We start from the raw sequence: 26,511 nt of genomic DNA on the forward strand, positions 1-26,511 counted from the left end.
CACGTAGGCTCGGGGCGTTGAAGAGGCGTCTAGTGAGCCAGGAGCAATCGTGATTCCCGGTGGTGGGCAGCCTGACATGCAGCAGTTGCTGCAGCAGGCGCAGAAGATGCAGCAGGATCTGGCCGCGGCGCAGCAGGAGCTGGCCGAAACCTCCGTCGAGGGCTCGGCGGGCGGCGGCCTGGTGAAGGCGACCGTCAACGGTTCCGGTGAGCTCCAGGGGCTGGTCATCGATCCGAAGGCGGTGGACCCGGAGGACACCGAGACTCTCGCGGACATGGTGCTCGCCGCCGTCCGCGACGCGAACGGCGCCGCTGCCGAACTCCAGCAGCAGAAGCTCGGCCCGCTCGCGCAGGGCATGGGCGGAATGCCCGGCCTGCCGTTCTGAAGCGACCCCAACGGGTTCGACCGGCTCAGCCGGTAGGACTGGTTCGGTCGGTTCGCTCGGTACGACTGGTCCGGCCGGTGCCTCCGGCGCGGCGGATTCCCACCGGCCGGACGGCCGGTTCGGTCGACCCGGCCGCACGCTGTCGGGTTCGGCTGAGTCCGCTGCCGGGTCCGGGTGAGTCCTCGGCTCTGCGGCTCGCGGTACCGAGCCGGGCAGGCAGGCACGCGGTACCGGCCCGGCAACAGCGGCGGAGCCGGAGGTCGAGCGGTCGTTCAGCCGGGGGCCGGCTCCCGGGCAGCGGCTAGTGGTGGCCCGCACGGACCACTAACGTACTCAGAGGACGAACAGAGAGCAGGCGGGAGCCATCCGTGTACGAAGGCGTGGTCCAGGACCTGATCGACGAACTGGGCAGACTGCCCGGCGTCGGTCCCAAGAGCGCGCAGCGGATCGCTTTCCACATCCTGCAGGCCGAGCCCGCGGACGTGCGCCGGCTCGCCGGTGCGCTGACCGAGGTCAAGGAGAAGGTCAGGTTCTGCGCGGTGTGCGGCAACGTCGCGCAGGAGGAGCAGTGCCGGGTCTGTGCCGATCCGCGCCGTGACGTGTCGGTCATCTGCGTGGTCGAGGAGCCCAAGGACGTCGTGGCGATCGAGCGCACCCGCGAGTTCCGGGGGCGGTACCACGTGCTGGGTGGCGCGATCAGTCCCATCGAGGGGGTCGGTCCCGATGATCTGCGGATCAGGGAACTGCTCTCCCGCCTCGCCGACGGGACGGTCACCGAGCTGATCCTCGCCACGGATCCCAACCTGGAGGGCGAGGCGACGGCCACGTATCTCGCGCGGATGGTCTCCGCCATGGGGTTGAAGGTGACGCGGCTGGCGAGCGGGCTCCCCGTCGGGGGAGACCTGGAGTACGCGGACGAGGTCACGCTGGGGCGGGCCTTCGAAGGAAGGCGGCTCCTGGATGTGTGAGCCCGTGCGAGCTTGTGCGAGCCAGGGCCACGAAGAGCCCACAGGGGAGAGGTTGCCCGATGTCTGATGCGACGCTGAACTCCATCAAGAACAGTCCCGACGACTTCGCCGTGCAGATCAGCGACCAGATCGAGAGCTTCGTGGTCGCCGTCACCGAGGTCGCCAAGGGCGACGATCCGGACAGCGCGGTCCCCTATCTCCTGCTGGAGGTCTCCCAGCTGCTCCTCGCGGGCGGGCGGCTGGGCGCGCACGAGGACTTCCTCCCGGACGAGCGGTACGAGCCGGACGTGGGCCCGGAGCCGGACGTGGACGAGCTGCGTGAGCGTCTCGCCGCGCTGCTGGATCCGGTCGACGTCTACTCCGAGGTCTTCGACCCGTATGTGCCGCGCTCCGCGCCGGTCGCGTGCCGGATCTCGGACGATCTCTCGGACGTCCTCACCGATCTGCGGCACGGCATGGCCCACTACCGTGCGGGCCGGGTGAGCGAAGCGCTGTGGTGGTGGCAGTTCTCCTATCTCTCGAACTGGGGGACGACCGCTTCGGCGTCGCTGCGTGCGCTCCAGTCGCTGGTGGCGCACGTCCGGCTGGACAAGCCGCTCGACGAGCTCGACGGGCTGGACACCGACAGCAACGCCGCGGACGAGGACGGCTCGCTGGAGGCCGAGGCCGGTGCGGTGATGGCCGCCGAGATCGGCGGCCCGCTGGGGATGCGGCAGAGCGAGGCGTAGCCGCTGCGGCGGCGCGGTCGTGCGCCGCTTCTCTGGCGGTACGTCGTCCGGCAGTCGTGGGGTGGGTACGTCCCGGCGGCTGCCGGCTGTCGGCTGCTGCGCGCCGCGAAACCGCCCGGGCGCCGGGTCCCGAGCGCCGGGTGGCGGACGCCGGGCTCCGAGCCCTCTTTCTGAGGAATGGGCGGTGGGTCTCTCCCCGCCCACCCCGCCCCTGAAGCCGGGCACGGCAGGGGGCGCGACGGAGTGTGCCGGGCGCCGTTGCAGAGGGTGACAGGGTGTGGTTAGCGTTCACACCGACAACAACAACCCCGGCGCGGTGCTACCAACACCGGCCGGGGTCTCACCACCAGACCAGGAACTTGATCTGATGGCTTACGCCGACCTTAACGCCCCGCTCTCCGCGTCCGCACCTCCCATGGCCAAGCCGGGATTCGGGAAGCGGACCCCCGATTCCGCACAGCCGGAAGGCCCGTCGTCCCGGGCGGATTTCGCACATCTGCCGGAGCGTGCCGCCTGCCTCGCGTCCTTCATCGACCGGCTGCCCGAGGGTGCCGCCATCGATGTGAAGACCCTCGCCAAGTCCCAGCCCCGCTACGGCCAGCAGGCGTGCCGTTCCGCGCTCCGCGAGCTGTCCCGGGCGGGGCATCTGCGCCGGGTCGGCGGACTGGTGGGGGAGGGGTGCCCGCAGCATGTGACGCGGACGTACTTCTCGCGTGCGGCGCGGGACGAGGACTGGTGGACGGCATTCCTCGACGGCCGGGTCTCCCCGGCTGCGGACCAGTGCCCCGTTCCCGGCCCCGCCACGGACTCCGTCCGCGCCCCCGGTCCCGCCCCGAACCCCGTCCCCGTTCCCGTCCCCGCCACGGACGTGAGCCCGGCCCCGGAACCGCCCCGCCGCCCGGAGGCGTACCGGGCGCTCGCGGCGCTCGGCCGGCGCGATCCCCGGCTCGTCCTGTCGTCGGCGGAGTGCGCGGAACTGGCGGCACCGGCAGCCGAGTGGCTGGCCCGCGACACCGACGCGGAACGGTTCGCGTCCGCGATGACAGCGGGGCTGCCGCCCGTCGTCCACAGCCCTGCGGGGCTGGTGCGGAGCCGTCTCACGGCCAAACTCCCGCCCGTACCGGCGCCGCCTGAACGCCGTGCGCCCGTACGGCTCCGCCCGGAGTGCACCGACTGCGGTCGGCCCGGAAGCTCCGAATCCCTGCGCGGCGGCCTCTGCCGCACCTGCCGAGCCGAACCCGCCCCACCGCGGGACGGCCTGCCCGGCGAGGACGTCCGCCGCTGGGCGGCCCTGGTACGCGGCGGCCTGGCCGCGGGCCGACCACCCATCCGGCCACGGCCGGCCCGGCCTCGCCTGACCCGCCTCACAGCAGGGCACGACGCATGACCCTGCACGACGTGGATCCCGGGCCCGGGGCAGCATGGAGGGGAGGAGGCGACGCCATGACCCACAGCACTGCCGACCACCCCCAGATGCCTGTCGAGGATTTCGAGGAGCCGGCCCGGACCGCGCCCGAAACCGTGTCGCTGGAATTCATCAACGGGAAACCAGAGGTCAAACCGGGGCCGCCCCCCTGCCTCACCCCAGGATTCCCGCCTGCCGCGCCGCGGTGAGCCAGGACGGGAACTCGCTCAGCAGGCTCCGGTAGAGGGCGTCGTCCGAGAGGGTGAGGGGTGCCCGGCCCGCCGGGAAGAACCCGGCATTGTCCACCATGCGCGTGGCAGGGACCGGGAGCTCGTCGAGCTTGCGCAGGAAGTCGAACTGCTTGCTGTCCGGATCGCCGAAGCCGACGAACTGCCAGAACAGCGGCAGCCGTGCCGCCGTGCACAGCACGTGCTCGGCGGCGGCGCGGGAGGTCGGGCCGCCGTCCGTCTGGAAGATCACCAGGCCGGGGTCGGTGGCGCCCGAGGCGGTGTAGTGGTCGATGACCGCCTGCATGGCCACGTGGTAGTTGGTCCGGCCCATGTGGCCGAGGCTGTCGTGCAGGGCGCCGATGCGGTCCTCGTAGGCGTCCAGGCCGACCTCGGCCGTGCCGTCCACCTCGGTGGAGAAGAAGACGACCGGTACGACGCCGTCGTCGTCGAGGTTCGCGGACAGCCCCAGCGTCTGTTCGGCGAGGTGCTGGACCGTGCCGTCCTTGTAGTAGGGCCGCATGCTTCCCGAACGGTCGAGCACCAGGTAGACCGCGGCCCGCTGGCCCTCCAGCCCGGCGCTCTCCAGGGAGCGGCGGGCGGTCTTGTACAGGTTGACCAGTCCGGGGGCCCGCGCCGTGACTTTCCGCAGGTCGACCGCCGGGCCTCTCCCGGCGGGGCTCGCGCCCGCCGCGGGCCGGCCCGGCTGTCCCGACTGCCCCGGTGCCCGCTTCACGTAGTCGATGGCCATGCCGGCCTCCTCGCTTCTCGTCCCTCGCCCCTCGTACCGCAGCGGGCTCCTCCGGTCGTCCCGTGCACCGGGACGGCCGGAGGGCCGGGCCGGTTCCGTTCCGCCAGGTCACGGTCATGCCCCACCGTGCGTCGGCCCTGCGGCGGCCGTGCGTCGGCCCTGCCGAGCTGCTGCCCGGCACAGTACGGAGTGCGCGGCGGCCGGGGGCGGCAAAGCGGAAAAGCAGCGGATGCGAAAAAAGGGAAAGCGTAAAAGAAGCAGATACAGCACGATATGCCGGAGTGGGGCCCTTCGTCCGGGGTGTGCGGCGGGGGATCGTGAACAGACTCACGTTTCCGTGTCATTTCGGCCCTGGTGGGCAGGGGCCTCCGCGGACGGGACCGGGTTCCGTCCGGTCGATACACTGAGCCGACCAGTGGATCCCATCCTTCCGGGCAGCGTCGCACGGAGCGCCGGGGTCCCGGGAAATGATTCGAGGAGCGAGCACACGTGGGCCTTGTCGTGCAGAAGTACGGCGGCTCCTCCGTTGCCGATGCCGAAGGCATCAAGCGCGTTGCCAAGCGGATCGTCGAAGCCAAGAAGAACGGCAACCAGGTTGTCGTCGTGGTCTCGGCGATGGGTGACACGACGGACGAGCTGATCGATCTTGCCTCAGAGGTGTCTCCGGTCGCCTCCGGCCGCGAGTTCGACATGCTGCTGACCGCAGGAGAGCGGATCTCCATGGCCCTGCTGGCGATGGCGATCAAATCCCTCGGTCACGAGGCGCAGTCGTTCACCGGCAGCCAGGCGGGTCTGATCACCGACTCCGCGCACAACAAGGCGCGGATCATCGACGTCACCCCCGGCCGGATCAAGGATTCGGTCGACGAGGGCAACATCGCGATCGTCGCCGGATTCCAGGGCGTCTCGCAGGACAGCAAGGACATCACCACCCTGGGCCGAGGCGGTTCGGACACCACCGCGGTCGCGCTGGCCGCGGCGCTCAACGCCGAGGTCTGTGAGATCTACACCGACGTCGACGGTGTCTTCACCGCCGACCCGCGCGTGGTGAAGAAGGCGCGGAAGATCGACCGGATCTCCTTCGAGGACATGCTGGAGCTGGCCTCGTCCGGCTCCAAGGTGCTGCTGCACCGCTGCGTCGAGTACGCGCGCCGCTACAACATCCCGATCCACGTGCGGTCGTCCTTCTCCGGCCTGAGGGGTACGTGGGTCACGAACGAGCAGCCGGACGGGCAAGGGGAAGAGTCGATGGAGCAGGCGATCATCTCGGGTGTGGCGCACGACACGTCCGAGGCCAAGGTCACGGTCGTCGGGGTGCCGGACAAGCCGGGCGAGGCCGCCGCGCTCTTCCGCGCGGTCGCGGCCGCCGAGATCAACCTGGACATGGTGGTCCAGAACGTCTCCGCCGCCTCCACCGGGCTCACCGACATCTCCTTCACGCTGCCCAAGTCCGAGGGCAAGAAGGCCATCGCCGCGCTGGAGAAGGTGCAGGGCACGGTCGGCTTCGACTCGCTGCGCTACGACGACCAGATCGCGAAGATCTCCCTCGTCGGCGCGGGCATGAAGACCAACCCGGGCGTGACGGCGACCTTCTTCGAGGCGCTGTCCGACGCCGAGGTCAACATCGAGCTGATCTCCACCTCGGAGATCCGCATCTCGGTCGTCACCCGCGAGGAGGCCGTGCAGGACGCGGTCCGCGCCGTCCACTCCGCCTTCGGGCTGGACAGCGACACCGACGAGGCCGTGGTCTACGGCGGCACCGGCCGCTGACCGGCGCATTCCACCGGTCGGCCGGACCCACTGGCCACGGTGGTGTGCACTGACGGACAATGGCGCTCCCCGCCCCTGCAACCGGCAGGCAGGCGGGGAGCGTCTTTGTGCCCCTGGAGCCTGACGCGCACGGGGAGCGCGGTCGAGGGCCTGGGAGACACGGGGCGTTCACGGAGACTGAGAGATGTGTGTATGACGGCATGTGGTGTGTTTTCGCGCACAGTGCCTGCCGCGTACAACCCTGACGGGGGGAAACGTGTCAAACAGGCGTGGCAGAGGTACTCGGAATCGCAACGGTCCCTGGTCGCCCCAGCGCTGGTGCTGGAGGGCTACCAGTGGCGGGAGGCATGTCTGTGATCGCGCCGTGGCCCGCCGCGCGCCCCTCGCGTCCGCTCACACAGCATGGGGACGCTGACGAGGCGATGGCACATGGCACCACAGTCGATCACCTGACCGAGACCTACCGCGCCCACTACAAGTCCCTGCTCGGGCTCGCGGCGCTCCTGCTCGACGACACCGCCTCGTGCGAGGACGTCGTCCAGGAGGCGTTCATCCGCGTCCACTCGGCGCGCAAGCGCGTGCGCGACCCCGAGAAGACCCTCGCCTACCTCAGGCAGACGGTCGTGAACCTCTCCCGCTCCGCGCTGCGCCGCCGCATCCTCGGGCTCAAGCTGCTCTCCAAGCCGATGCCCGACATGGCGAGCGCCGAGGAGGGGGCGTACGAGCAGCTCGAACGGGATCAGTTGATCAAGGCGATGCGCGGTCTGCAGCGGCGCCAGCGGGAAGTGCTGGTGCTGCGGTATTTCGCCGATATGACCGAGGCTCAGGTGGCCGAGGTGCTCGGTCTCTCCCTGGGTTCCGTGAAGGCTTACGGGTCGCGCGGGATCGCCGCGCTGCGTACCGCCATGGAGGCGGCGTCATGAGTGACGGACTGGGTCTCCCCGACGGCGAGGAGCCGCGCGGGTCGCACGAGGTGCCGGGGGGCTCCCCCGAGGCACAGGGGTCGCCCGAGGCACAGGGCTCTCCTGAAACGCCGGGTTCCCCCGAGGCGCGGGGCGCCGGCGAATCCGGCGGGCCGCGCGAGCGGACGACGCCGTCCGGCACCGCCGAACCGGGCACCCGTCCGGACGGCCCGGCAGGGCCCGCGGACCAGCGCCCCGCAGCGGCGGCTCAGGGCGCCGGGGACGCGGGCCCGTCGGGTGAAGCCGGTGCGCAGGGGGCCGGCGCTCCCGAGGAGATGTCGCTGGACCTGTTCGACGAGTCCGCACTCAGCTCCGAGGAGGAGACCCTCCGGGACCTCATGCGGCACAGCGTCCGCGGTATCGAACCCCCGGCCGAGAGCGTCGACCGCACCCTCGACCACCTCCAGCGGGCGGTGCCCGCGCGGCGTGCGCACCGCCGCCAGGCGATGGTCGGCGGGGTGGCGGCGGCCCTCGTGGCCCTCGTCGGCGTGCCCGCCCTCGTCTACGGCGGCGTACCCGGCGTCGGCGGGGACGACCACCCGGTGACCGCGGGCAGCGTCCATGGCCAGACCCGCGGCCCCGACGCCGGCGCCGGCGGGAACGGCGGCAAGGGCGAGGAGGACCGGGACGGCGGCAAGGACAAGGACAAGGACAAGAAGCACAAAGGCGACGGCAGAACCCACCCGGCGCCCACCGGCGGCCCCGGCGACAGCGCCGACCCCAACGAGAGCCTCAGCGCCAGCGCACCCACCTGCGGCAGCAACCAGCTCGGCGGGGGCTCCGCGGAGTCCGGGGCGCCCGACAGCAAGGGCACCGTCTACGGCAGTTTCCGGGTCGCCAACGTCTCCGGCGACCCCTGCACGGTCCAGGGCGAAGGGCTGGTCGGCGCCTCCGTGCAGGGCAGGGCCGGCGGCGGGCAGGTCCTGGTCGTCGACCACACCGCGGGTGACCCGGCGCCCGGCCTCGGCGATCCGGCCGCCGCACGGGACGAGGTCGTGCTGCGCCCGGGTCAGGCGTACGTGGTGAAGTTCGCCTGGGTGCCCAGCGGCGGTTGCAGTTCGCCCACCCCGCAGGGCGGCCGCAACGACGGCGAGACCGCCGGCCCCGGCGCCGGGAGCGGCGACGGGTCCGCGGACGGTGGCGGGGAGAGCTCCGGCGGCAGCACCGGAACGCCCGGCGAGGGCGACGGCGGTGGCGGTGACCCGGGCGGCGGCGGCGCCGATGTCGTGGTCTCGCACACCCCGGAGGGCGGCGCCCCCGCCGCGGGCACGAAGGTGGCCGGGGCGTGCGGCAGCGGAACGGTCTACCGCACGGGTGTGATCCCGCAGACCTGACCCGGCCCGCGCAGTCCTCGCGGGCCGGGCCCGCGAGGCGGTGGCGCGAGCCGGCACGCGCCGGGGATGGTGCGAGCGGGCCCTCCTGGCGGCGGCGCCGGCGTGTGGCCGTACTGTGGGAATGTGTACCGGTTCCTGCTGACGCCGCGATGGTGGGCGATCAACCTCTTCGCCCTGGTGGCGATTCCGGTCTGCGTCCTGATGGGCAGTTGGCAGCTCAGCCGCTTCGACGACCGCGTCGACCGGCATCAGCAGCAGCGGGAGCAGTCGAGCGCGGAGGCGCGCGCCGAGGCGCGGCCGCTGCGGGAGCTGCTTCCGGTGACCCAGGACACGGTGGGCCGCACGGCCACGGTGACGGGCCGGTTCGACGCGGCGCACCCGCTGCTCGTCCCCGACCGGACGGTCGAGGAGAAGCGGGGTTTCTACGTGCTGTCGCTGCTGCGCCCCGAGGGCGGCGGCAAGGCCCTGCCCGTGGTGCGCGGCTGGCTGCCCGGCACGGCCGATCCGGACCGGGTGCCCGCGGTGCCCGCGGGGGAGGTCACCGTCACGGGAGTGCTCCAGGCGCCGGAGTCGCAGCACGACGCCGGTGCTCCGGGCGCGCTGCCGGAGGGGCAGCTGGGGTTCGTGAGTGCCGCGCCGCTCGTCAACGTCGTCCCGTACGGCGTGCGGGACGCCTGGATCACCGAACAGCACACCCAGCGGCCGCTGAGGCCGGTGCCGCCGGTCGCGCCCGACAACACCGGCCTCGACATGAAGGCCTTCCAGAACCTGGGCTACACGGCGCAGTGGTTCGTCTTCGCCGGGTTCGTGGTGTTCATGTGGTTCCGCTTCTTCCGCCGGGAGGCGGAGGCGGCCGCGGACGCCGCGCTGGGGCTCACGCCGGACGGTCCGGAAGCGGATGCCGGCCTTCCGCGTCCGTCCGCGGAAGATGCCGCAACGCGAAGTCGATCTCCAGCCGGATCTGCTTGATCCGCTCCTCCACGACGAGGGAGCCGTGCCCCGCGTCGTAGCGGTACACCTCGTGCGGGTGGCCGCGCTCCTCCAGCCTGGTGACGTAGTTCTCGACCTGCCGGATCGGGCAGCGGGGGTCGTTGACCCCGGCCGAGACGTAGACGGGCGCGCGCACCTTCTCGACGTACGTCAGCGGCGAGGACGCCTCGAACCGCTCGGGCACCTCCTCCGGCGTGCCGCCGAGCAGGGTGCGGTCCAGGGACTTCAGCGCCTCCATCTCGTCGTGGTAGGCGGTGACGTAGTCCGCGACCGGCACCGCGGCCAGTCCCAGCGCCCACACCTCCGGCTGGACGCCGAGCCCGAGCAGAGTGAGGTAGCCGCCCCAGGAGCCGCCCGCCAGCACCAGCCGGTCCGGATCCGCCAGACCGGAGCCGACGGCCCAGGCGCGGACGGCGTCGATGTCCTCCAGTTCGATCAGGCCGACCCGGTGCTTGAGCGCGTCCGTCCAGGCGCGGCCGTACCCGGTGGAGCCGCGGTAGTTGACCCGCACGACGGCGAAGCCGTGGTCGACCCAGGCGGCGGGCTGCCCGGCGAAGGCGTCGCTGTCGTGGTGGGTGGGGCCGCCGTGCACCTCGAAGACGGTGGGGAAGGGGCCCTTCCCGGCGGGCTTCTGCACCAGCGCGTGCACGGTTCCGCCGGGGCCCTCGACCCAGGCGTCCTCGACGGGGACCGAGCGCGGAGCCGTCATCCCGGGCGGGTCGAGCACGGTGGCGCCGCTCGCGGAGCGCACCTGGGGCGGCTCGGCGGCGGACGACCACAGGTACTCCACGCTGCCGTCCGGCCGCGCCGTCACGCCCATGACGGACCCGGCGGGCGTCTCGATCCGGGTGCGCGTGCCGCTCGCCAGGTCGTAGCGGAAGAGCTCGTCGCGGGCCCGGTGGCTGTGGGCGATCAGCAGGGCCGAGGCGTCCGGATACCACTCGGCGGCGACATCGCCGGGCAGGTCCAGCTCCAGTTCGGTGGTCGTGCCCGCGACCGGGTCCCAGAGCATCGGCTCCCACCGGCCGTGCCGCTGGTGGCCGACCAGCAGCCGGGGGTCGCCGTCGACCGGGGCGAAGCCCAGCACGGTCAGGCCCAGTTCCTCGGTGCCGCCCTCGCTGTCGTCCAGCTCCGCGACGGTCGAGCCGTCGGGGCGTACGACGCGCAGCGCCGCGTGCATGGCGTCACCGTGCTCGGTGTGCTCGATCACCAGCAGGCTGCTGTCGTGCGAGAGGTCGCCCACGCCCGCCGACTCGCTGTGCCGGTAGATCTCGACCGGCGCGGGCGAGCCGGGGCGCAGCACATGGACGGTGGAGCCGTCCTCGTCCGTGGAGCGGCCGAGCACCACGGTGCCGTCCCGGCCGAGCGCCAGCCCCGCCGGGTAGGAGGGGTCCAGCCCCTCGACGGCGCGGGCGTCGGGGCCGCCGCCGAAGGGCTGCCGCATCCAGACACCGAACTCGTCGCCGTCGGTGTCCGAGAACCACCAGATCCACTCGCCGTCGGGCGAAAGGGTGCCGTCCGTGGTCCCGTTGGGCCGGTCGGTCACCTGCCGCTGCTCGCCGGTCGTCCGGTCCCAGGCGTACAGCTCGAACGTGCCCGTCGCGTTCGATACGAACAGCGACCGGGCGGGTGCGTCCTCGGCCCACTCGGGCAGTGAGACGCGCGGCGCCCTGAACCGCTTCTCCCAGTCGGGCATGGCGTGGTCGGGCAGTGCGTTCTGATCCATGCGCCCCATTGTGGCCCGGGGGCCGCGTCCGGCGGACCGGGGCCGGTGGGCGGACGGTCGGGGGCCGGGGGTGCGGGGCCTGCTGACCGGTGGCGTGGGGGCCGGCGGCCCGGGGGTGCGGGGACCGGCGGTGGGAGCGCGGGGTCCCGAACAGTACAGTTCGAGCCGTCCCTGTTCGAGCGCTGTGCGATCTCCGAGGCGAGATGCGATCTCCGAGGTGAAGGTGGCTGCGATCTCCGACGTGTCTGCGATGTCCCCGTCCGCCGCGGTACCGCCCGAGGTGACGGTCGTCGGTGTCGGAGCCGACGGCTGGCCGGGGCTGGCCGAGCCCGCCCGGGAGGCGCTGCGCACCGCCGAGGTGGTCTTCGGGGGCGCCCGGCAACTCGCTCTGCTGCCCGCCGGGGAGTGCGCCGCGCAGCGGGTGGCCTGGCCGTCCCCGCTGCGGCCCGCCGTGCCGGGGCTGTTCGCGGCGCACGCGGGGCGCCGGATAGCGGTGCTGGCCAGCGGTGACCCGTACTTCTACGGCATCGGCCGCACCCTGGCCGAGCTGCTGCCGGAGCTGCCCCTCCGGGTGCTGCCGCATCCCTCGTCCGTGAGCCACGCGTGCGCGCGGCTCGGCTGGGCGCTGGAGGAGTGCGAGGTCGTCAGCGTGGTCGGACGGCCGCTCGCCCGGATCGCCGCCGCGCTGCACCACGGGCGGCGACTGCTGGTGCTCAGCGCCGGGGCCGACACCCCGGCCCGGGTCGCGGAACTGCTGCGCGAGCACGGCTTCGGGCCGAGCCGGATGCGGGTGCTGGAGCAGCTCGGCGGCCCGCGCGAGCGCTCCTGCGAGGGGACGGCACAGGACTGGCGGCACCCGCCGGGGGACCCGCTGAACATCGTCGCCGTGGTCTGTGCGGCCGACCCGGCCGCCGACCCGGTGCGGCCGGGCGCGGTACCCGGGCTGCCGGACGCCGCGTACGAGCACGACGGCCAGCTCACCAAGCGCCATGTGCGGGCCGCGACGCTGGCCGCGCTGGCGCCCGCGCCCGGCGAACTGCTGTGGGACGTGGGAGGCGGCGCCGGGTCGATCGCGGTGGAGTGGCTGCGGGCCCATCCGGCCTGCCGGGCGGTGACCGTGGAGCGCAGCGGTGAGCGTGCCGCGCGGATCGCGCGCAACGCCGACCGGCTCGGGGTGCCGGGGCTCCGGGTGGTCACCGGCACGGCGCCGGAGGCGCTGTCCGGACTGCCCGCACCGGACGCGGTGTTCGTCGGCGGCGGGCTGACGGCGCCCGGCCTGCTGGCCGCCTGCTGGGCGGCGCTGCCGGTGGGCGGGCGGCTGGTCGCCAACACCGTCACGCTGGAGTCGGAGGCGCTGCTGGTGCGCTGGTACCGCAGGTACGGGGGTGAACTGGTGCGGCTGTCGGTGGCGCACGGGGTGCCGGTGGGCGGCTTCACCGGCTGGCGGCAGGCGATGCCGGTGACCCAGTGGGCGGTGTGCAAGGGCGCAGCCGACGTGACGGGCGAGCCGCCCGAAGACGCATGGGGACCCGGAGACGCACGGGGACCCGAAGACGCATGGGGAGACGAGAGATGACGGTGTACTTCATCGGCGCCGGACCCGGCGCCGCCGACCTGATCACGGTGCGTGGCGCCCGGACGCTGGCCGCCTGCCGGGTCTGCCTGTACGCGGGCAGCCTGGTGCCCCGGGAACTGCTCGCCGAGTGCCCGCCCGACGCGCGGCTGGTCGACACCGCGCAGCTCGACCTGGACGCCATCACCGGGGAACTGGTCCGCGCGCACCGGGAGGGGCACGACGTGGCGCGGCTGCACTCCGGCGACCCGTCCGTCTTCAGCGCCGTGGCCGAGCAGATGCGGCGGCTGACGGCCGCGGAGGTGCCCTACGAGGTCGTGCCGGGCGTCCCCGCGTTCGCGGCGGCGGCCGCCGCGCTGAAGCGGGAGCTGACGGTGCCGACCGTCGGCCAGACCGTCGTGCTGACCCGGGTCGCCCGGCAGGCCACCCCCATGCCGGACGGAGAGGACCTGGCCACGCTGGGCCGCAGCGGCGCACTGCTCGTACTGCACCTCGCGGTGCGGTACGTGGACGAGGTGGTCGCCGAACTCCTCCCGCACTACGGGGGCGACTGCCCGGCAGCCGTCGTCGCGTTCGCCAGCCGCCCCGACGAGGTCGTGCTGCGGGGCACCCTGGAGGAGATCGCGGAGCAGGTGAAGGCGGCCGGGCTCAGCCGGACGGCCGTCATCCTGGTCGGCCGCACCCTCGCCGCCGAGCACTTCCGCGACAGCCACCTCTACTCCGCGGAACGCGACCGGCACACCTGCTGAGGCGACCGCCACACCTGCTGCGGGAGTGCGTGCCGGGGCGGCTAGCGCACGGCGCTGCGCCCGACGACCGTCCCCGCGCGGTCGATGCAGATGACGTCCACCCGCACGGGTGCCCCGCGCAGGACGGCGAGTGCCTCGTCGCGCGCCGCCTCGGCGACGAGATCGCCGAGCGGGACGTGCGCCGCGGCGCACAACTGGAGCGCGGCGAGACCGGTGTTGGCCGCCCGGATCCGGTCCGCCAGCTCCTCGTCGGCGCCGCCGGTCCTGGCCAGGCCGGCCAGGAAGCCCTTGTCGACCTGGGAGCGCTTGGAGTGCAGGTCCAGGTGCCCGGCCGCCAGCTTGGACAGCTTGGCGAAGCCGCCGCAGACGGTGAGCCGGTCCACGGGGTGGCGGCGTACGTACTTGAGGACGGCGCCCGCGAAATCCCCCATGTCCAGCAGCGCGTCCTCCGGGAGCCGGTACTCGGCGACCACCGTCCGCTCCGAGGTCGACCCTGTGCAGCCGGCCACATGTGTCCGCCCCGCGGCACGGGCCACGTCCACCCCGCGCCGGATCGAGTCGATCCACGCGGAGCACGAGTAGGGGACGACGACGCCGGTCGTCCCCAGGATCGACAGCCCGCCGACGATCCCCAGCCGCGGGTTCCAGGTGGAGCGGGCGATCTCCGCGCCGTGGTCGACGGACAGGGTGATCTCCACGTCGGCACCGGCGCCTGCGCCCGGGCCGGCGTGCTCGTCCGCCACGCGGGCGACGTGCGCGCGCATCATCTGCCGCGGCACCGGATTGACGGCCGGCTCGCCCACGTCGAGCGGAAGGCCGGGACGGGTGACGGTGCCCACGCCGGGCCCGGCCCGGAAGACGACGCCCGCACCCGGCGCCAGCGGGCGCACGGTGGCCCGCACCAGGGCGCCGTGGGTGACGTCGGGGTCGTCGCCCGCGTCCTTCACCACCGCGGCCGTTGCCTCGCTGCCCGGCCGCAGATCCTCGTACGCGAGGGCGAAAGCGGGGGTCTGGCCCTTGGGCAGGGTGATCGTCACCGGATCGGGGAAGTCGCCGGTCAGCAGCGCGGTGTACGCGGCGGTCGTGGCCGCCGTCGCACAGGCACCGGTCGTCCAGCCCGGCCGCAGCCCGGTGTGCTTGAGTTGGGCACCGCGTCCGCCCTTGGCCTCGTCCGCCGCGGCCTCGCTCGCCTCAGACATGAGAGGAACCGGATCCCGTGCACGCACTGATTCTCGGCGGGACGACGGAAGGCCGCCGGCTGGCGGAGCTGCTGGCGGGCGCCCCCGGCCTCCGGGTCACCAGTTCGCTGGCCGGACGCGTCGCGGGCCCCCGGCTGCCGGTGGGGGAGGTGCGGGTCGGCGGCTTCGGAGGCGTGCCGGGGCTGACGGAATGGCTGCGCACACACCATGTGGACGTTCTCATCGATGCCACCCATCCCTTCGCCGAGAAGATCAGTTTCCATGCCGCCGAAGCCGCCGCCGGAGCCCATGTTCCCCTGCTCGCCCTCCGCCGCCCAGGCTGGGTGCCCGGTGCGGGGGACGACTGGCACCTGGCGGACTCGCTGCCGGAGGCGGCCCGGCTGCTGCCGCGGCTGGGACAGCGGATCTTCCTGACCACCGGACGCCTGGGACTGGCCGCGTTCGCCGGGCCCGCGACCGCCGGGCTGTGGTTCCTCTCCCGCTCGGTCGACCCGCCGGAGCCGGGCACGCCCCTTCCCGCCCGGATGGAGCTGCTGCTCGGCCGGGGGCCGTTCGCGCTGGACGACGAACGCGAACTGCTGCGCGGCCACCGCATCGAGGTGCTGGTGACGAAGGACAGTGGTGGTGCGGCCACCGCGCCCAAGCTCGCGGCGGCGCGGGAGGCGGGACTGCCCGTCGTGGTCGTCCGCCGCCCGCCGGTCCCGCCGGGAGTACGGGAGGTGCCGAGCCCCGAGGAGGCGGCCGAAGTGCTCCGCGGAATGTGACCGGCTCTCCTTCCCCGGCGGCCTGCGCCGCCCTTCGGGCCGGCCGCCCGGAGGGCGGTCGCCGAGCCGCGCGGGTCACTGGTCGGCCGCTTCGAAGGCGGCCTCCGCGTGCAGCCGGGCGGTGGGGAAGACGGGCACCGGGCTGTCCTGCGGCCCGATGAGCAACTCGATCTCCGTGCACCCCAGCACGATGCCTTCCGCCCCGTCCGCCACCAACTTGTCGATGACGCGCCGGTACGCGGCACGGGACGCGTCCAGCACGGTTCCCCGGCACAGTTCCTCGTAGATCACGCGGTGCACCAGGTCCCGGTCGGCGGGGCCGGGGACCAGCACCGACAGGCCGCCGGCCGCCAGCCGTCCCCGGTAGAAGTCCTGCTCCATGGTGAACGCGGTCCCCAGCAGGCCGACGCGCCGCAGCCCCGCCGCCCGCACCGCGCCCGCCGTCGCATCGGCCAGGTGCAGCAGCGGCACCTCCACGGCCTCCTCGATGCGCTCGGCCACCCGGTGCATGGTGTTCGTGCACAGCACCAGCAGATCGGCGCCCGCCGCCTCCAGGGCCCGGGCGGCGGCCGCGAGGATGCCGCCCGCCTCGTCCCAGCGCCCCTGCGCCTGCAACACCTCGATCTCGGCGAAGTCGACGGAGTACAGCACCAGCCGCGCCGAGTGCAGCCCGCCCTTCCGGTCCCTGGCCAGTTCGTTGAGCATCCGGTAGTACTCCGCCGAGGACTCCCAGCTCATTCCGCCGATCAGCCCGATGGTTCGCACCGCTGCCGCCGCCCTTCCTCGTCCCGTCCCGTCGCCCCGTGCGTGCGCTCAGACCGTCGCCGCCGTCGCGCCGTGGCTCGCCCGCCGTGGCACCTCCGTACCGCAGCCCACCACATAAGGCGGCCTTTGGCGTGTTGCGGGTAGGAGCGCAGAGGCGTCGGCGGACGAGGGGGACGCCGACGGGGTCACCGGGCGTCGTGGGGCACGGCCGTCTCGCTGCGGAGCGCCTGGAGCGTGTCGAGTTCGCGGTCGAGGCCGCGCCGTTCGCCGGGCGTGCGCTGGGAGCGGATGAGCCCGTGCTCCTCGTGGTACCGCAGCGACCGGGAGCTGACGCCGACGGCGTCCGCCGGCTCACCGATACGCATGAGACCTCCCGAGGCCGTCCGTGGGACTCCAGTGTTGCAGTTGACACCGGTGTGAGGTCCGACGCTCTGGGAGCCGCACCCACCGGGGGTGCCCGGGGGAATCGGAGGCCGTCATGACCGCGCGGATCCATCTGTGGTCGGACTACGTCTGCCCGTTCTGCCTGATCGCCGACGAGGTGACCGAGCGGGCGGTCCGCGACCGGCCCGACGTCGAGGTCGTCCACCACCCCCACGAACTGCGCCCTCGTCCGGCCCCCACGCTCCGCCCGGAGGATCCGTACCTGCCCGACACCTGGCAGCGCGCCGGGTATCCGATGGCACGCCGCCACCAGGTGCCGATGCGGCTGCCCACCGTCTCACCACAGCCCTACACCGAGTCGGCCTTCCGCGGCGCCCAGTACGCCGCGGAGCAGGGCCGGCTCCGGGATCTGCCGGCCGACTCCTCCGAACCGCACTCCGGTTCCACGGCCCGCTTCTGACCCCGCGCGCCTTCTCGCGCCCCGCGAATCCGTTCATGCCCTTTCCCGTTCGCGCTCTTTCGCACCCTTTCGACCCAAGGACCTCTCATGCACTGGCTCTACCTCGGCGCCGCCGTCGTCTTCGAGATCACCGTCGCCCTCTCCGCCGGCAAGGCCCAGGGCTTCACCCGGCCCGCCTGGACCGCGGTCACCCTGGCCAGCGGCGGCATCGCCACCTATCTGCTCAGCCTGGCGCTGCTGACCTTCGACGTCGGCGTCGGCTACGCGATCTGGACCTCCGCCGCGGGGGTCGGGATCGTCGTCCTCGGCGCCCTCCTCTTCGGCCAGCGCCTTGACTGGCGCAAGCTCCTGGGCATCGCCGCGGTCATCGTCGGCGTCGTCGGCCTCCAGCTCAGCGGAGCGGCCTGACCGTCCGGCGCCCAGTGGGCCGGCCAGTCCGCCCGCGGTCCGCCGTCCCCTGTTCCGCCGCTTCCCCCGCTGTCTCGTTCACCCGTTCCCGCACGCATGAGAAGGGCCCGCACATGTCCCACCACACCGCCGCCGTCGGCAACTACGACACCCTTGGCAACAACGACACCCTCGGAAACAAAGACATCGTCCGCCACGGCGACACCAGCGGCGGGGACGGCGCCGCCGCCCCCGGCGGCCGGGCACGGGCCTGGCTCGTGCTCCTCCTGGCCGGAGCGTTCGAGGTCGGCTACGCGCTCTCCGTGGGAGGGAGCCACGGCTTCACCGTGCTGTCCTGGTCGCTCGTCGCGGTCGTCTTCTTCCTCCTGACGCTCTTCTCCCTGAGCCTCGCCCTGCGCACCCTCGACGTCGGCCTCGGCTACGCGGTCTGGGCCGGTATCGGCGCCGTCGGGGCCGCGCTGCTCGGCCCCGTGTTCTTCGACGAGACCCTCACCCCGGTCAAGGCCCTGTGGCTGACCGTCATCATCGCCGGGGTGGTCTGGCTCAAGCTCTCCGACCGGCCCCAGCGCCCACGGACCGACGAGCTGCCCGCCCGGCCGGACCGGTGAGCAACCGCCCACCGGCCGGCGCCGCCGCCCGCCGCTCGCTGTCTCCGCAGCGGGTGGCGGGCGGCGGGCGGTTCACTCCTCCGGATACCGGCGCGGGGTCCACACTCGCGCCGGGCCGTCCGCTCCGCCGAAGGTCCGGGTCTGCGAGGAGCCGACGAGCAGCAGGGTGCGCATGTCCACCTGGTCCGGGTCCAGTTCGGCCAGCGGGACGGTGCGGACGCGCTCGCCGTCCCCGCCGATGTCGCGGGCCAGCACGACCGGGGTGTCGGGGGCGCGGTGCTCCAGCAGGACCTCGCGGGCCTTGCCGACCTGCCAGGTGCGGCTGCGGGAACCGGGGTTGTAGAGGGCGAGCACCAGGTCGGCCGCCGCTGCGGCGCGCAGGCGTTCGGCGATGACCTCCCAGGGCTTGAGGCGGTCGGAGAGGGAGAGCACGGCGTAGTCGTGGCCCAGCGGCGCCCCCACGCGGGCGGCTGCCGCGTTGGCGGCCGTCACCCCGGGCAGTACGCGTACCGGGACCCCCGCGTACGCGTCCTGCTCGGCCGCCTCCAGTACGGCCGTCGCCATGGCGAACACGCCGGGGTCCCCGCCGGAGACGACGGCCACCCGCCGTCCGCGCCGGGCCAGTTCCAGGGCGAACTCCGCGCGCTCGGCCTCCACCCGGTTGTCCGAGCCGTGCCGCCGCTGGCCGTCCCGTCGTGGCACCCGGTCCAGATAGGTCGTGTAGCCGACCACGTCGTCGGCGGCGGCCAGCGCGCCCCGGGTCTCGGGGGTGAGCCACAGCGGCCCGGCTGGGCCGGTGCCCACGACGACGACCTCGCCGGGGGAGTCCTCGCGGCACTCGCGGGCCGGCGCGCCGACCCTGCTCGGCAGTACGGCGACGGAGAAGTACGGCACGGAGTCCGGATCCACGTCCGCGACCCGCCCGGTGCGCTCACCCTGCATCGTGGCGCGCTCCACGTAGCGGGCCTCGGCCAGCCGCCCCGACCGCTCCAGCGCCCGGCGCACCTTGGGGAACGTGCGCCCCAGCTTCATCACGGCCACCGCGTCGCTGGAGGCGAGCCGGGCGGTCAACTCCTCCTCGGGCAGCGTGCCGGGCAGCACCGTCAGCGCCTCCTCGGCCTCCGACAGCGGGGTGCCGAGCCGGGCTGCGGCCGCGCTCACGGAGGTGACACCGGGGACGACCTCGGTCGGATACCGGTGCGCCAGCCGCTTGTGCATATGCATGTACGAGCCGTAGAAGAACGGGTCGCCCTCGGCGAGCACGGCCACCGTCCGCCCCGCGTCCAGATGCGCGGCCAGCCGCGCCGACGCCTCGGCGTAGAAGTCCTCCAGCGCGCCCCGGTAGCCGCCCGGGTGGTCGGTGGACTCGGTGGTGACGGGATAGACCAGCGCCTCCTCCATGTGGTCGGCGCGCAGATGGCGCTCCGCGATGGAGCGCGCGATCGACCGGCCGTGCCGGGCGCTGTGGTACGCGACGACGTCCGCCTCCGCGATGGCCTCCACCGCCCGCACCGTCATCAGCGCCGGGTCACCGGGCCCCAGCCCCACGCCGATCAGCCGCCCGGCGCCGCCGGTGTCAGCGGTTTCTGGGGACTCTGTGGCTCCCGGGGCCGGGGCTTCTGCCGCCGCGGGGCCGCCGGTCGCCGAGCTGCCGGTTGTCGGGCCGCCGGTTGCCGGATTGCCGTGCGTCGCCGCCCCGCTCGCGGGTGTGCCGCTCCCGCCGTTCGCCGCCGCGTCGTGCGCTGCCGCATCGTCGGACACGGTGTTCACCTGCTCCTCCTCCGCGCTGCCGGTCACCTGCCTCATTCCTCCTCGCTCGCAATGGCGTTGAGCGCGGAGACGGCCATGGCGCTGCCACCCCTGCGGCCGTGGACGATCAAGTGCTCCAGCCCGGCGGAGTGCTCGGCCAGCGCCTCCTTGGACTCCACGGCCCCGACGAACCCGACCGGCACCCCGATCACGGCGGCCGGCCGCGGCGCCCCCTCCTCGATCATCTCCAGCAGCCGGAACAGCGCCGTGGGCGCGTTGCCGATCGCCACCACCGAGCCCTCCAGCCGGTCGCGCCACAGTTCGAGGGCGGCGGCGGTGCGCGTCGTCCCCAGTTCGGCCGCGAGCCGGGGCACCTCCGGGTCGGCGAGCGTGCACACCACCTCGTTGTCGGCCGGGAGCCGCCTGCGGGTGACACCGCTGGCGATCATGGCGACGTCGCAGAGCACGGGCGCGCCCGCGCGGAGGGCCGCGCGGGCCTCCGCGACGACCCGCGGGGTGTGGGCGAGGTCCCGGACGAGGTCGACCATGCCGCAGGCGTGGATCATCCGTACCGCGACCTGGCTGACATCGGCGGGCAGCCCCGCCAGGTCCGCCTCGGCGCGGATGGTGGCAAAGGACTGCCGGTAGATGGCAGCGCCGTCCTTCTCGTACTCGAACACTGTGTTCCCGCTCGTCGTCATGGGCCTGCCGTCGCTGAGTCCTCGCGCGCGGGCGCACGGGCCCCGCTGCGCTCGGACGGTCGGTTGCTCTCCCGTACCGCGGCGCCCGCAAGCGCGCCGCCGCCGTGCCCGGTTCCGTCGTCCCGGTGCGGTCCGCCGTCCTCCGGTACGCGGGCCGCCGCGGCGGCCGCGCCCGGGTCGGAGCCGGCGGGCACCGGGACGGGGAGTTCTTCGCCGGTGCCGCGCACCACCGCCACCCGGTAGCCGTCGGCCCCGGCGACGACCTCCACCCGGTCGCCGCGCGGATGCCCGCACCGGCGCTCGCACCCGGACCAGTACACGGGCAGCGCGAACGAGCCGGTACCGGTGCCGAGGCCGGAGGCAGCAGCAGGACGGGCCAGGGCGGCGGCGGCGTCGGCGCGTACGTCCGTCAGGGACTTGGCGCAGCCCGGGCGCCCCGCGCAGGCGCCCGCTCCCCGCCAGGGCGAGGCGGGATCGGTCACCAGCCCCGCGGCGCCGAGTGCCGCGAGGGCGCCGGGTGCACGTGAGCGCGTGAGGCCGGGGACGACGACGCCCCGCCACGGAGTCATCCGCAGCGTGCCGTCGCCCGCGTCTTCGGCGGTACGGGTCAGCAGCTCCCACTGCCGGCCGGTCAACCGGCCGAGCGGGGCGAGCACGGAGAGCGCCACCGCTCCGGAAGGGCCGGTGACCGGGCCGGGTACGGGAGCCGCAGCGTTCTGCGCCGCGCGGGGCTGTTCGGAGCGGGGGCCGAGCGCCGGGGCCGCCGGGAGAGGCGCGAGCGGCGCCCCCCGCGCTCCGGTTCCCAGCCGGAGCGCGGTCCTGCGGGCCAACTCGGCGCCGGTCACCGCGAGGTCGGCCACCCGCCAGGCGCGGAGCCCCGACTCTTGTACGGCTTCCAGGAAGGTCTCCGCGGCCGCCACGGCCGCGGCTGCGGCGTGTTCGTCCGCGACGCTGAGCACCCCGGCGTCCGGGTCGGCGCCGAGGTACAGAAGTGTCGTGCCGTCCGGCTCGGCGAGCAGGGTCACATCCGCTCCGAGCGCGGCGACGTCGCCGCGGCCGTCGTCCACGGCGAACAGGAAGCGCCCCGACAGTTCGCGCAGTGCTTCGCTTTCGCACAGGAGTCGATCGAGTTCGGCGAGTTGTCCGGCGACCTCCCGGTGCCCGGAACCGTCCAGGCCGGACAGCGGCGAGGCCACGATGTTGCGGACCCGCTCGTGTGCGAGCGAGGGCAGTAGACCCGCTCCGCTCAGCAGCTCGGCCAGCTCGGGGCCCGAATCCTCCCGGAGGCCCCGGAGTTGCACGTTTCCGCGGGAGGTCAGATGCAGTTCGCCGGAGCCGAGCCGGGCCGCCGCGGTGTGCAGGGCCCCCGCTTGCGCGACGTCGAGCGCGCCGCCGGGTACCCGTACGCGCGCCAGTCCGCCGTCGTCCGCCCGGTGCAGCCGCAGCGCTCCCGGGCAGGCGTCGGCTCGCTCGCGCGGGGCCGCACAACTGGTTGCATCAGCAACCGGCGTGGTGCCGTGCGCGGACGGACGACTGGAGGGCATGACCATGTCGGCGAGCATACCGACCCCCGTCGACCCCTCCCCGGGTACCGGACCGCCCCGCCCGAATCCGCAGCCACGGGCGCCGGCCGGCGGACAAGCGACGGCCGGGCGCCGGCCGGGCGACCGACGGGCGAGTGGCCGGCGCGCGAGCCGCCGCCGACGGGTGCCCTCCCGCCGCGCGGCGGGTCCCCGTACGATGCTGTGGGCGGACCACCCGGTCCGCCCACATCGCCAGCGACGGCGACAGGGGAGGAAGCCCGGTGCGAATCCGGCGCGGTCCCGCCACTGTGAGCCCGGCCACCACGGCCGGGTGAGCCAGGAACTCCCGCCGTCCGAGACCGCCCGGGGCGCGGACACCCCGAGGAAGGGCCGACAGCAGCATGCCGCTTTCGTCACGCGACAACGCCGACTCCGACGCGACCGTCGCCACGCCCGACGACGCCCCCCGGGTGATCCTGCTCCTGTCGACCTCCGACACGGACCTCCTCAGCGCCCGTGCCGCCTCCGCCGAGGTCACCGCGCCGACCCCGGGTGACGGCGCCGACGGCCCTGCCGCCGCCCCGCTCACCTACCGCTACGCCAACCCGAGCCGCATACCCGAGGACACCCTCGGTACCGAACTCGAAGCTCTGCTGGACGGCGTCGACCTCGTCGTCGTCCGGCTGCTCGGCGGCGTGAGGGCCTGGCAGCAGGGCATCGACCTGCTGCGCGGCTCCGGCGTCCCGCTCGTCGTCCTGACCGGCGAACAGGCCCCGGACGCCCAGCTCATGGCGGCCTCCACGGTCCCCATCGGAGTGGCGGCCGAGGCGCACGCCTACCTCGCGCACGGCGGCCCCGCCAACCTCGTGCAGCTGGCCCGCTTCCTGTCCGACACCGTGCTGCTCACCGGCCACGGCTTCGAGCCCCCGGCACCCGCCCCGGCCTGGGGCCACCTGGACCGCGAACCGGCCACCCGCGCACGCCCCGCCGGCGAGCCGGACCGCGACGCCGCGTCCGGCGGCCCCGATTCCGCGGGGACGGCCCCCACCATCGCCGTCCTCTACTACCGGGCCCACCACATGAGCGGCAACACCGCCTTCGCCGCGGCGCTCTGCGACGCCGTCGAAGCGGCCGGTGGCAGGGCGCTCCCCCTCTACGTGGCCTCGCTCCGCGCCCCCGAACCCGAGCTCGTCGAGGAACTCCGCGCCGCCGACGCCATCGTGACGACCGTGCTCGCGGCGGGCGGCACCAAACCCGCGGAGGCCGGAGCGGGCGGCGACGACGAGGCATGGGACGCGGGCGCCCTCACCAGCCTGGACGTACCGATCATCCAGGCGCTGTGCCTCACCGCGCCCCGCACCGACTGGGAGCAGAACGACGAGGGCGTCTCCCCGCTCGACGCCGCGAGCCAGATAGCCGTGCCCGAGTTCGACGGCCGGCTCATCACGGTGCCGTTCTCCTTCAAGGAGATCGACGCCGACGGCCTGCCGTCCTACGTCGCCGACCCGGAGCGCGCCGCACGGGTCGCGGGCATCGCCGTACGCCACGCCCGGCTGCGGCACATCCCGGCAGCCGAGAAGCGGTTGGCGCTCGTCCTGTCCGCCTACCCGACCAAGCACTCCCGGATCGGCAACGCGGTCGGCCTCGACACCCCGGCCAGCGCGGTCGCACTGCTCCAGCGACTCCGCGCGGAGGGCTACGACTTCGGCGACGAGGACATCCCCGGCCTGCCCCGCACCGGAACCCCGGCGACCGGCACCGCACCGGCGCACGCACCCGCGGTCGAATCGGCCCACGCCGCCCCGGCAGCCGCAGCCGACGCAGCCGACGCGGACGGTGCCACCGAACGGGAGGAACACACCGGCGACGCGCTCATCCGCGCACTCATCGAGGCCGGCGGCCACGACCAGGACTGGCTCACCGAGGAGCAGTTGGCCAAGAACCCGGTCCGCATCCCGGCGGCCGACTACCGCCGCTGGTACGCCACGCTCCCGCAGGAGCTGCGCGACGCCGTGGAGGAGCACTGGGGCCCGCCGCCGGGCGAGATGTTCGTCGACCGCACCCACAACCCGGACGGCGACATCGTCCTGGCCGCCCTGCGCCACGGCAACCTGCTGATCCTCATCCAGCCGCCCCGCGGCTTCGGCGAGAACCCCATCGCCATCTACCACGATCCGGACCTGCCGCCCTCGCACCACTACCTGGCGGCCTACCGCTGGATCGCCGCGCCCCAGGCCGACGGCGGATTCGGCGCGGACGCGATGATCCACCTCGGCAAGCACGGCAACCTGGAGTGGCTGCCCGGCAAGAACGCGGGCCTGTCCGCTGCGTGCGCACCCGACGCCGCGCTCGGCGACCTGCCCCTCGTCTACCCGTTCCTGGTCAACGACCCGGGCGAGGGCACCCAGGCCAAACGCCGGGTGCACGCCACGCTCGTCGACCACCTGGTGCCGCCGATGGCCCGCGCCGACTCCTACGGGGACATCGCCCGGCTCGAACAACTCCTCGACGAGTACGCGCAGATCAGCTCCATGGACCCGGCCAAGCTGCCGGCGATCCGGGCCCAGATCTGGACCCTCATCCAGGCGGCCCGGCTCGACCACGACCTCGGCCTGGAGGAGCGGCCCGACGACGACGGCTTCGACGACTTCCTCCTGCACGTCGACGGCTGGCTGTGCGAGGTCAAGGACGCGCAGATCCGGGACGGCCTGCACGTCCTGGGCGCCGCACCGGCCGGCGCCGACCGCGTCAACCTGGTCCTCGCCATCCTCCGCGCCCGGCAGATCTGGGGCGGCACCAACAGCCTGCCCGGCCTCCGCGAGGCCCTCGGCCTGGACGAGTCCGCGGCCACCCGCACCACCTCCGACGAAGCCGAGGAGCAGGCCCGCGCCCTGGTCGAGGCGATGGAGGCGGCGGACTGGGACCCCGCGGCGGTGACCCGCGCGGCCGCCGGACATCCGCAGCAGGTCGCCGACATCCTCGACTTCGCCGCCCGCGAGGTCGTCCCCCGGCTGGCGGCCACCACCGCCGAACTCGACCACGCCGTGCACGCGCTCGCCGGCGGCTTCGTCCCCGCCGGGCCGTCCGGCTCCCCGCTCCGCGGACTGGTCAACGTCCTGCCGACCGGCCGCAACTTCTACTCCGTCGACCCCAAGGCCGTCCCCTCCCGCCTCGCGTGGGAGACGGGCCAGGCCCTCGCCGACTCCCTCCTGGAGCGCTACCGCGCCGACAACGGCAGCTGGCCCACCTCCGTCGGCCTCTCCCTGTGGGGCACCAGCGCGATGCGCACGGCGGGCGACGACATCGCCGAAGCCCTCGCCCTGCTCGGCGTCCGCCCGGTGTGGGACGACGCCTCCCGCCGCGTCACCGGCCTGGAGCCGATCCCCGCCGCCGAACTGGGCCGCCCCCGGATCGACGTCACCCTGCGGATATCCGGCTTCTTCCGCGACGCGTTCCCGCACGCCGTCGCCCTGCTGGACGACGCGGTCCGGCTGGCCGCCTCCCTGGAGGAGCCGGACGACGTCAACCATGTACGCGCCCACACCCAGCAGGACCTGCGCGAACACGGCGACGAACGGCGCGCCACCACCCGCATCTTCGGCTCCCGCCCCGGCACCTACGGCGCGGGCCTCCTCCAGCTCATCGACTCCCGCGACTGGCGCACGGACGCCGACCTCGCCGAGGTCTACACCGTCTGGGGCGGCTACGCCTACGGCCGGGACCTGGCCGGCCGCCCGGCCCGCGACGAGATGGAGACCGCCTACAAGCGGATCGCCGTCGCCGCCAAGAACACCGACACCCGCGAACACGACATCGCGGACTCCGACGACTACTTCCAGTACCACGGCGGCATGGTCGCCACCGTGCGCGCGCTGCGCGGCTCGGCCCCCGAGGCGTACATCGGCGACTCCACCCGCCCCGAGACGGTGCGCACCCGCACCCTCGTCGAGGAGACCTCCCGCGTCTTCCGCGCCCGGGTGGTCAACCCCAAGTGGATCGAGGCGATGCGCCGCCACGGCTACAAGGGCGCCTTCGAACTGGCCGCCACCGTCGACTACCTCTTCGGCTACGACGCCACCACCGGTGTGGTGGCCGACTGGATGTACGACAAACTCACCGAGACCTACGTCCTAGACGAGACCAACCGCGCCTTCCTCCAGGAGTCCAACCCCTGGGCCCTGCACGGCATCGCCGAACGCCTCCTGGAGGCCGAGTCCCGCGGCATGTGGTCCAAGCCCGACCCCACGGCCCTCGACGCCCTCCGCGAGATCTACCTGGAGACGGAAGGCGAACTGGAACAGGACGAATAGCGGACCCGCGGCCGGTCCGGCAGATCCCACAGGTCTGCCGGACCCGTCGGCCCCGCCCGCTGCGGCCGTTGC

The 26,511-nt window shown here is 73.9% G+C and carries 23 protein-coding genes and 1 riboswitch; of the genes, 15 read left to right on the top strand and 8 right to left on the bottom strand.

The genetic code is table 11. From position 1 onward, the window contains the following. The first annotated feature begins 49 nt into the window (after nucleotides 1-49). The 4 genes from ACFYMO_RS16875 to ACFYMO_RS16890 all read left to right on the top strand — a co-directional run bounded on the left by ACFYMO_RS16875 (nucleotide 50) and on the right by ACFYMO_RS16890 (nucleotide 3,468). Complete coding sequence (locus ACFYMO_RS16875; protein WP_074998858.1) at nucleotides 50-385, top strand: YbaB/EbfC family nucleoid-associated protein; 336 nt, start codon at nucleotides 50-52, stop codon at nucleotides 383-385. A gap of 368 nt (nucleotides 386-753) precedes the next feature. Next, nucleotides 754-1,353: a recombination mediator RecR gene (gene recR, locus ACFYMO_RS16880; protein ID WP_019354764.1), complete on the top strand. Its 600-nt coding sequence runs from the start codon at nucleotides 754-756 to the stop codon at nucleotides 1,351-1,353. Nucleotides 1,354-1,412: 59 nt separating this feature from the next. Further along, complete coding sequence (locus ACFYMO_RS16885) at nucleotides 1,413-2,081, top strand: DUF5063 domain-containing protein (protein ID WP_366774106.1); 669 nt, start codon at nucleotides 1,413-1,415, stop codon at nucleotides 2,079-2,081. Nucleotides 2,082-2,448: 367 nt separating this feature from the next. Continuing rightward, nucleotides 2,449-3,468 (top strand): hypothetical protein, encoded by a 1,020-nt coding sequence (locus ACFYMO_RS16890; RefSeq protein WP_366774105.1) that lies wholly within the window; start codon nucleotides 2,449-2,451, stop codon nucleotides 3,466-3,468. A gap of 192 nt (nucleotides 3,469-3,660) precedes the next feature. Here the strand turns inward: ACFYMO_RS16890 and ACFYMO_RS16895 are convergent, their stop codons facing one another. Continuing rightward, nucleotides 3,661-4,464 (bottom strand): VWA domain-containing protein, encoded by an 804-nt coding sequence (locus ACFYMO_RS16895; RefSeq protein WP_366774104.1) that lies wholly within the window; start codon nucleotides 4,462-4,464, stop codon nucleotides 3,661-3,663. Between the two features lie 489 nt (nucleotides 4,465-4,953). Between ACFYMO_RS16895 and ACFYMO_RS16900 the strand changes: the two genes are divergently transcribed. The 4 genes from ACFYMO_RS16900 to ACFYMO_RS16915 all read left to right on the top strand — a co-directional run bounded on the left by ACFYMO_RS16900 (nucleotide 4,954) and on the right by ACFYMO_RS16915 (nucleotide 9,499). Further along, nucleotides 4,954-6,234: an aspartate kinase gene (locus ACFYMO_RS16900; RefSeq protein WP_019354760.1), complete on the top strand. Its 1,281-nt coding sequence runs from the start codon at nucleotides 4,954-4,956 to the stop codon at nucleotides 6,232-6,234. 347 nt (nucleotides 6,235-6,581) lie between these two features. Continuing rightward, nucleotides 6,582-7,157, top strand: coding sequence for a SigE family RNA polymerase sigma factor (locus ACFYMO_RS16905; RefSeq protein ID WP_063829223.1), 576 nt, complete (start codon nucleotides 6,582-6,584; stop codon nucleotides 7,155-7,157). Further along, on the top strand, nucleotides 7,154-8,530 hold the full coding sequence (locus ACFYMO_RS16910) for a hypothetical protein (protein ID WP_366774103.1): 1,377 nt from the start codon (nucleotides 7,154-7,156) through the stop codon (nucleotides 8,528-8,530). Before ACFYMO_RS16905 ends, ACFYMO_RS16910 begins: the two co-directional genes overlap by 4 nt. Nucleotides 8,531-8,653: 123 nt before the next feature. Beyond that, entirely contained in the window at nucleotides 8,654-9,499 is an 846-nt protein-coding gene (locus ACFYMO_RS16915) for an SURF1 family protein (protein WP_366774102.1), read from the top strand. Here ACFYMO_RS16915 and ACFYMO_RS16920 read toward each other — a convergent pair. After that, nucleotides 9,405-11,246: a prolyl oligopeptidase family serine peptidase gene (locus ACFYMO_RS16920; protein WP_366774101.1), complete on the bottom strand. Its 1,842-nt coding sequence runs from the start codon at nucleotides 11,244-11,246 to the stop codon at nucleotides 9,405-9,407. The two genes, ACFYMO_RS16915 and ACFYMO_RS16920, sit on opposite strands and share 95 nt — an antisense overlap. Before the next feature lie 250 nt (nucleotides 11,247-11,496). Between ACFYMO_RS16920 and cbiE the strand changes: the two genes are divergently transcribed. Further along, on the top strand, nucleotides 11,497-12,822 hold the full coding sequence (gene cbiE, locus ACFYMO_RS16925) for a precorrin-6y C5,15-methyltransferase (decarboxylating) subunit CbiE (protein WP_366774141.1): 1,326 nt from the start codon (nucleotides 11,497-11,499) through the stop codon (nucleotides 12,820-12,822). Further along, nucleotides 12,819-13,568: a precorrin-4 C(11)-methyltransferase gene (gene cobM / locus ACFYMO_RS16930; protein WP_366774100.1), complete on the top strand. Its 750-nt coding sequence runs from the start codon at nucleotides 12,819-12,821 to the stop codon at nucleotides 13,566-13,568. The genes cbiE and cobM overlap by 4 nt, the downstream gene beginning before the upstream one ends. Before the next feature lie 41 nt (nucleotides 13,569-13,609). On the opposite strand, the gene ACFYMO_RS16935 is transcribed toward cobM, so the two are convergent. Next, entirely contained in the window at nucleotides 13,610-14,767 is a 1,158-nt protein-coding gene (locus tag ACFYMO_RS16935) for a cobalt-precorrin-5B (C(1))-methyltransferase (RefSeq protein ID WP_366774099.1), read from the bottom strand. Nucleotides 14,768-14,784: 17 nt separating this feature from the next. Between ACFYMO_RS16935 and ACFYMO_RS16940 the strand changes: the two genes are divergently transcribed. Further along, complete coding sequence (locus ACFYMO_RS16940; RefSeq protein WP_366774098.1) at nucleotides 14,785-15,531, top strand: cobalt-precorrin-6A reductase; 747 nt, start codon at nucleotides 14,785-14,787, stop codon at nucleotides 15,529-15,531. A 75-nt stretch (nucleotides 15,532-15,606) separates the two neighbouring features. Here the strand turns inward: ACFYMO_RS16940 and ACFYMO_RS16945 are convergent, their stop codons facing one another. Continuing rightward, nucleotides 15,607-16,296 (bottom strand): aspartate/glutamate racemase family protein, encoded by a 690-nt coding sequence (locus ACFYMO_RS16945; protein ID WP_388547084.1) that lies wholly within the window; start codon nucleotides 16,294-16,296, stop codon nucleotides 15,607-15,609. A gap of 185 nt (nucleotides 16,297-16,481) precedes the next feature. Further along, a complete protein-coding gene (locus tag ACFYMO_RS16950; protein WP_366774096.1) occupies nucleotides 16,482-16,661 on the bottom strand; it encodes a MerR family DNA-binding transcriptional regulator in 180 nt (59 codons plus the stop codon). 113 nt (nucleotides 16,662-16,774) lie between these two features. On the opposite strand from ACFYMO_RS16950, the gene ACFYMO_RS16955 reads away from it, so the two are divergent. From ACFYMO_RS16955 to ACFYMO_RS16965, 3 genes are all read left to right on the top strand, one after another. Then, nucleotides 16,775-17,140, top strand: coding sequence for a DsbA family protein (locus ACFYMO_RS16955; protein WP_366774095.1), 366 nt, complete (start codon nucleotides 16,775-16,777; stop codon nucleotides 17,138-17,140). Between the two features lie 87 nt (nucleotides 17,141-17,227). Beyond that, nucleotides 17,228-17,548: a multidrug efflux SMR transporter gene (locus tag ACFYMO_RS16960; RefSeq protein WP_360292506.1), complete on the top strand. Its 321-nt coding sequence runs from the start codon at nucleotides 17,228-17,230 to the stop codon at nucleotides 17,546-17,548. 113 nt (nucleotides 17,549-17,661) lie between these two features. Beyond that, entirely contained in the window at nucleotides 17,662-18,156 is a 495-nt protein-coding gene (locus ACFYMO_RS16965) for a multidrug efflux SMR transporter (RefSeq protein ID WP_366774094.1), read from the top strand. A gap of 72 nt (nucleotides 18,157-18,228) precedes the next feature. On the opposite strand, the gene ACFYMO_RS16970 is transcribed toward ACFYMO_RS16965, so the two are convergent. The 3 genes from ACFYMO_RS16970 to cobG are packed head-to-tail and all read right to left on the bottom strand — an operon-like array spanning nucleotide 18,229 to nucleotide 22,156. Further along, entirely contained in the window at nucleotides 18,229-19,962 is a 1,734-nt protein-coding gene (locus ACFYMO_RS16970) for a precorrin-2 C(20)-methyltransferase (RefSeq protein ID WP_366774093.1), read from the bottom strand. Beyond that, the gene (locus ACFYMO_RS16975) at nucleotides 19,959-20,585 is read right to left on the bottom strand and encodes a precorrin-8X methylmutase (protein WP_366774140.1); all 627 of its coding nucleotides are present in this window, start codon (nucleotides 20,583-20,585) and stop codon (nucleotides 19,959-19,961) included. The genes ACFYMO_RS16970 and ACFYMO_RS16975 overlap by 4 nt, the downstream gene beginning before the upstream one ends. Before the next feature lie 17 nt (nucleotides 20,586-20,602). Beyond that, entirely contained in the window at nucleotides 20,603-22,156 is a 1,554-nt protein-coding gene (cobG, locus tag ACFYMO_RS16980; RefSeq protein ID WP_388547090.1) for a precorrin-3B synthase, read from the bottom strand. A gap of 243 nt (nucleotides 22,157-22,399) precedes the next feature. Continuing rightward, nucleotides 22,400-22,475, top strand: a riboswitch (cobalamin riboswitch). Nucleotides 22,476-22,599: 124 nt separating this feature from the next. On the opposite strand from cobG, the gene cobN reads away from it, so the two are divergent. Further along, on the top strand, nucleotides 22,600-26,439 hold the full coding sequence (cobN, locus tag ACFYMO_RS16985; protein WP_388547400.1) for a cobaltochelatase subunit CobN: 3,840 nt from the start codon (nucleotides 22,600-22,602) through the stop codon (nucleotides 26,437-26,439). Nucleotides 26,440-26,511 lie beyond the last annotated feature (72 nt).

Source organism: Streptomyces sp. NPDC007025 (genome assembly GCF_042869455.1).
Lineage (GTDB): Bacteria > Actinomycetota > Actinomycetes > Streptomycetales > Streptomycetaceae > Streptomyces.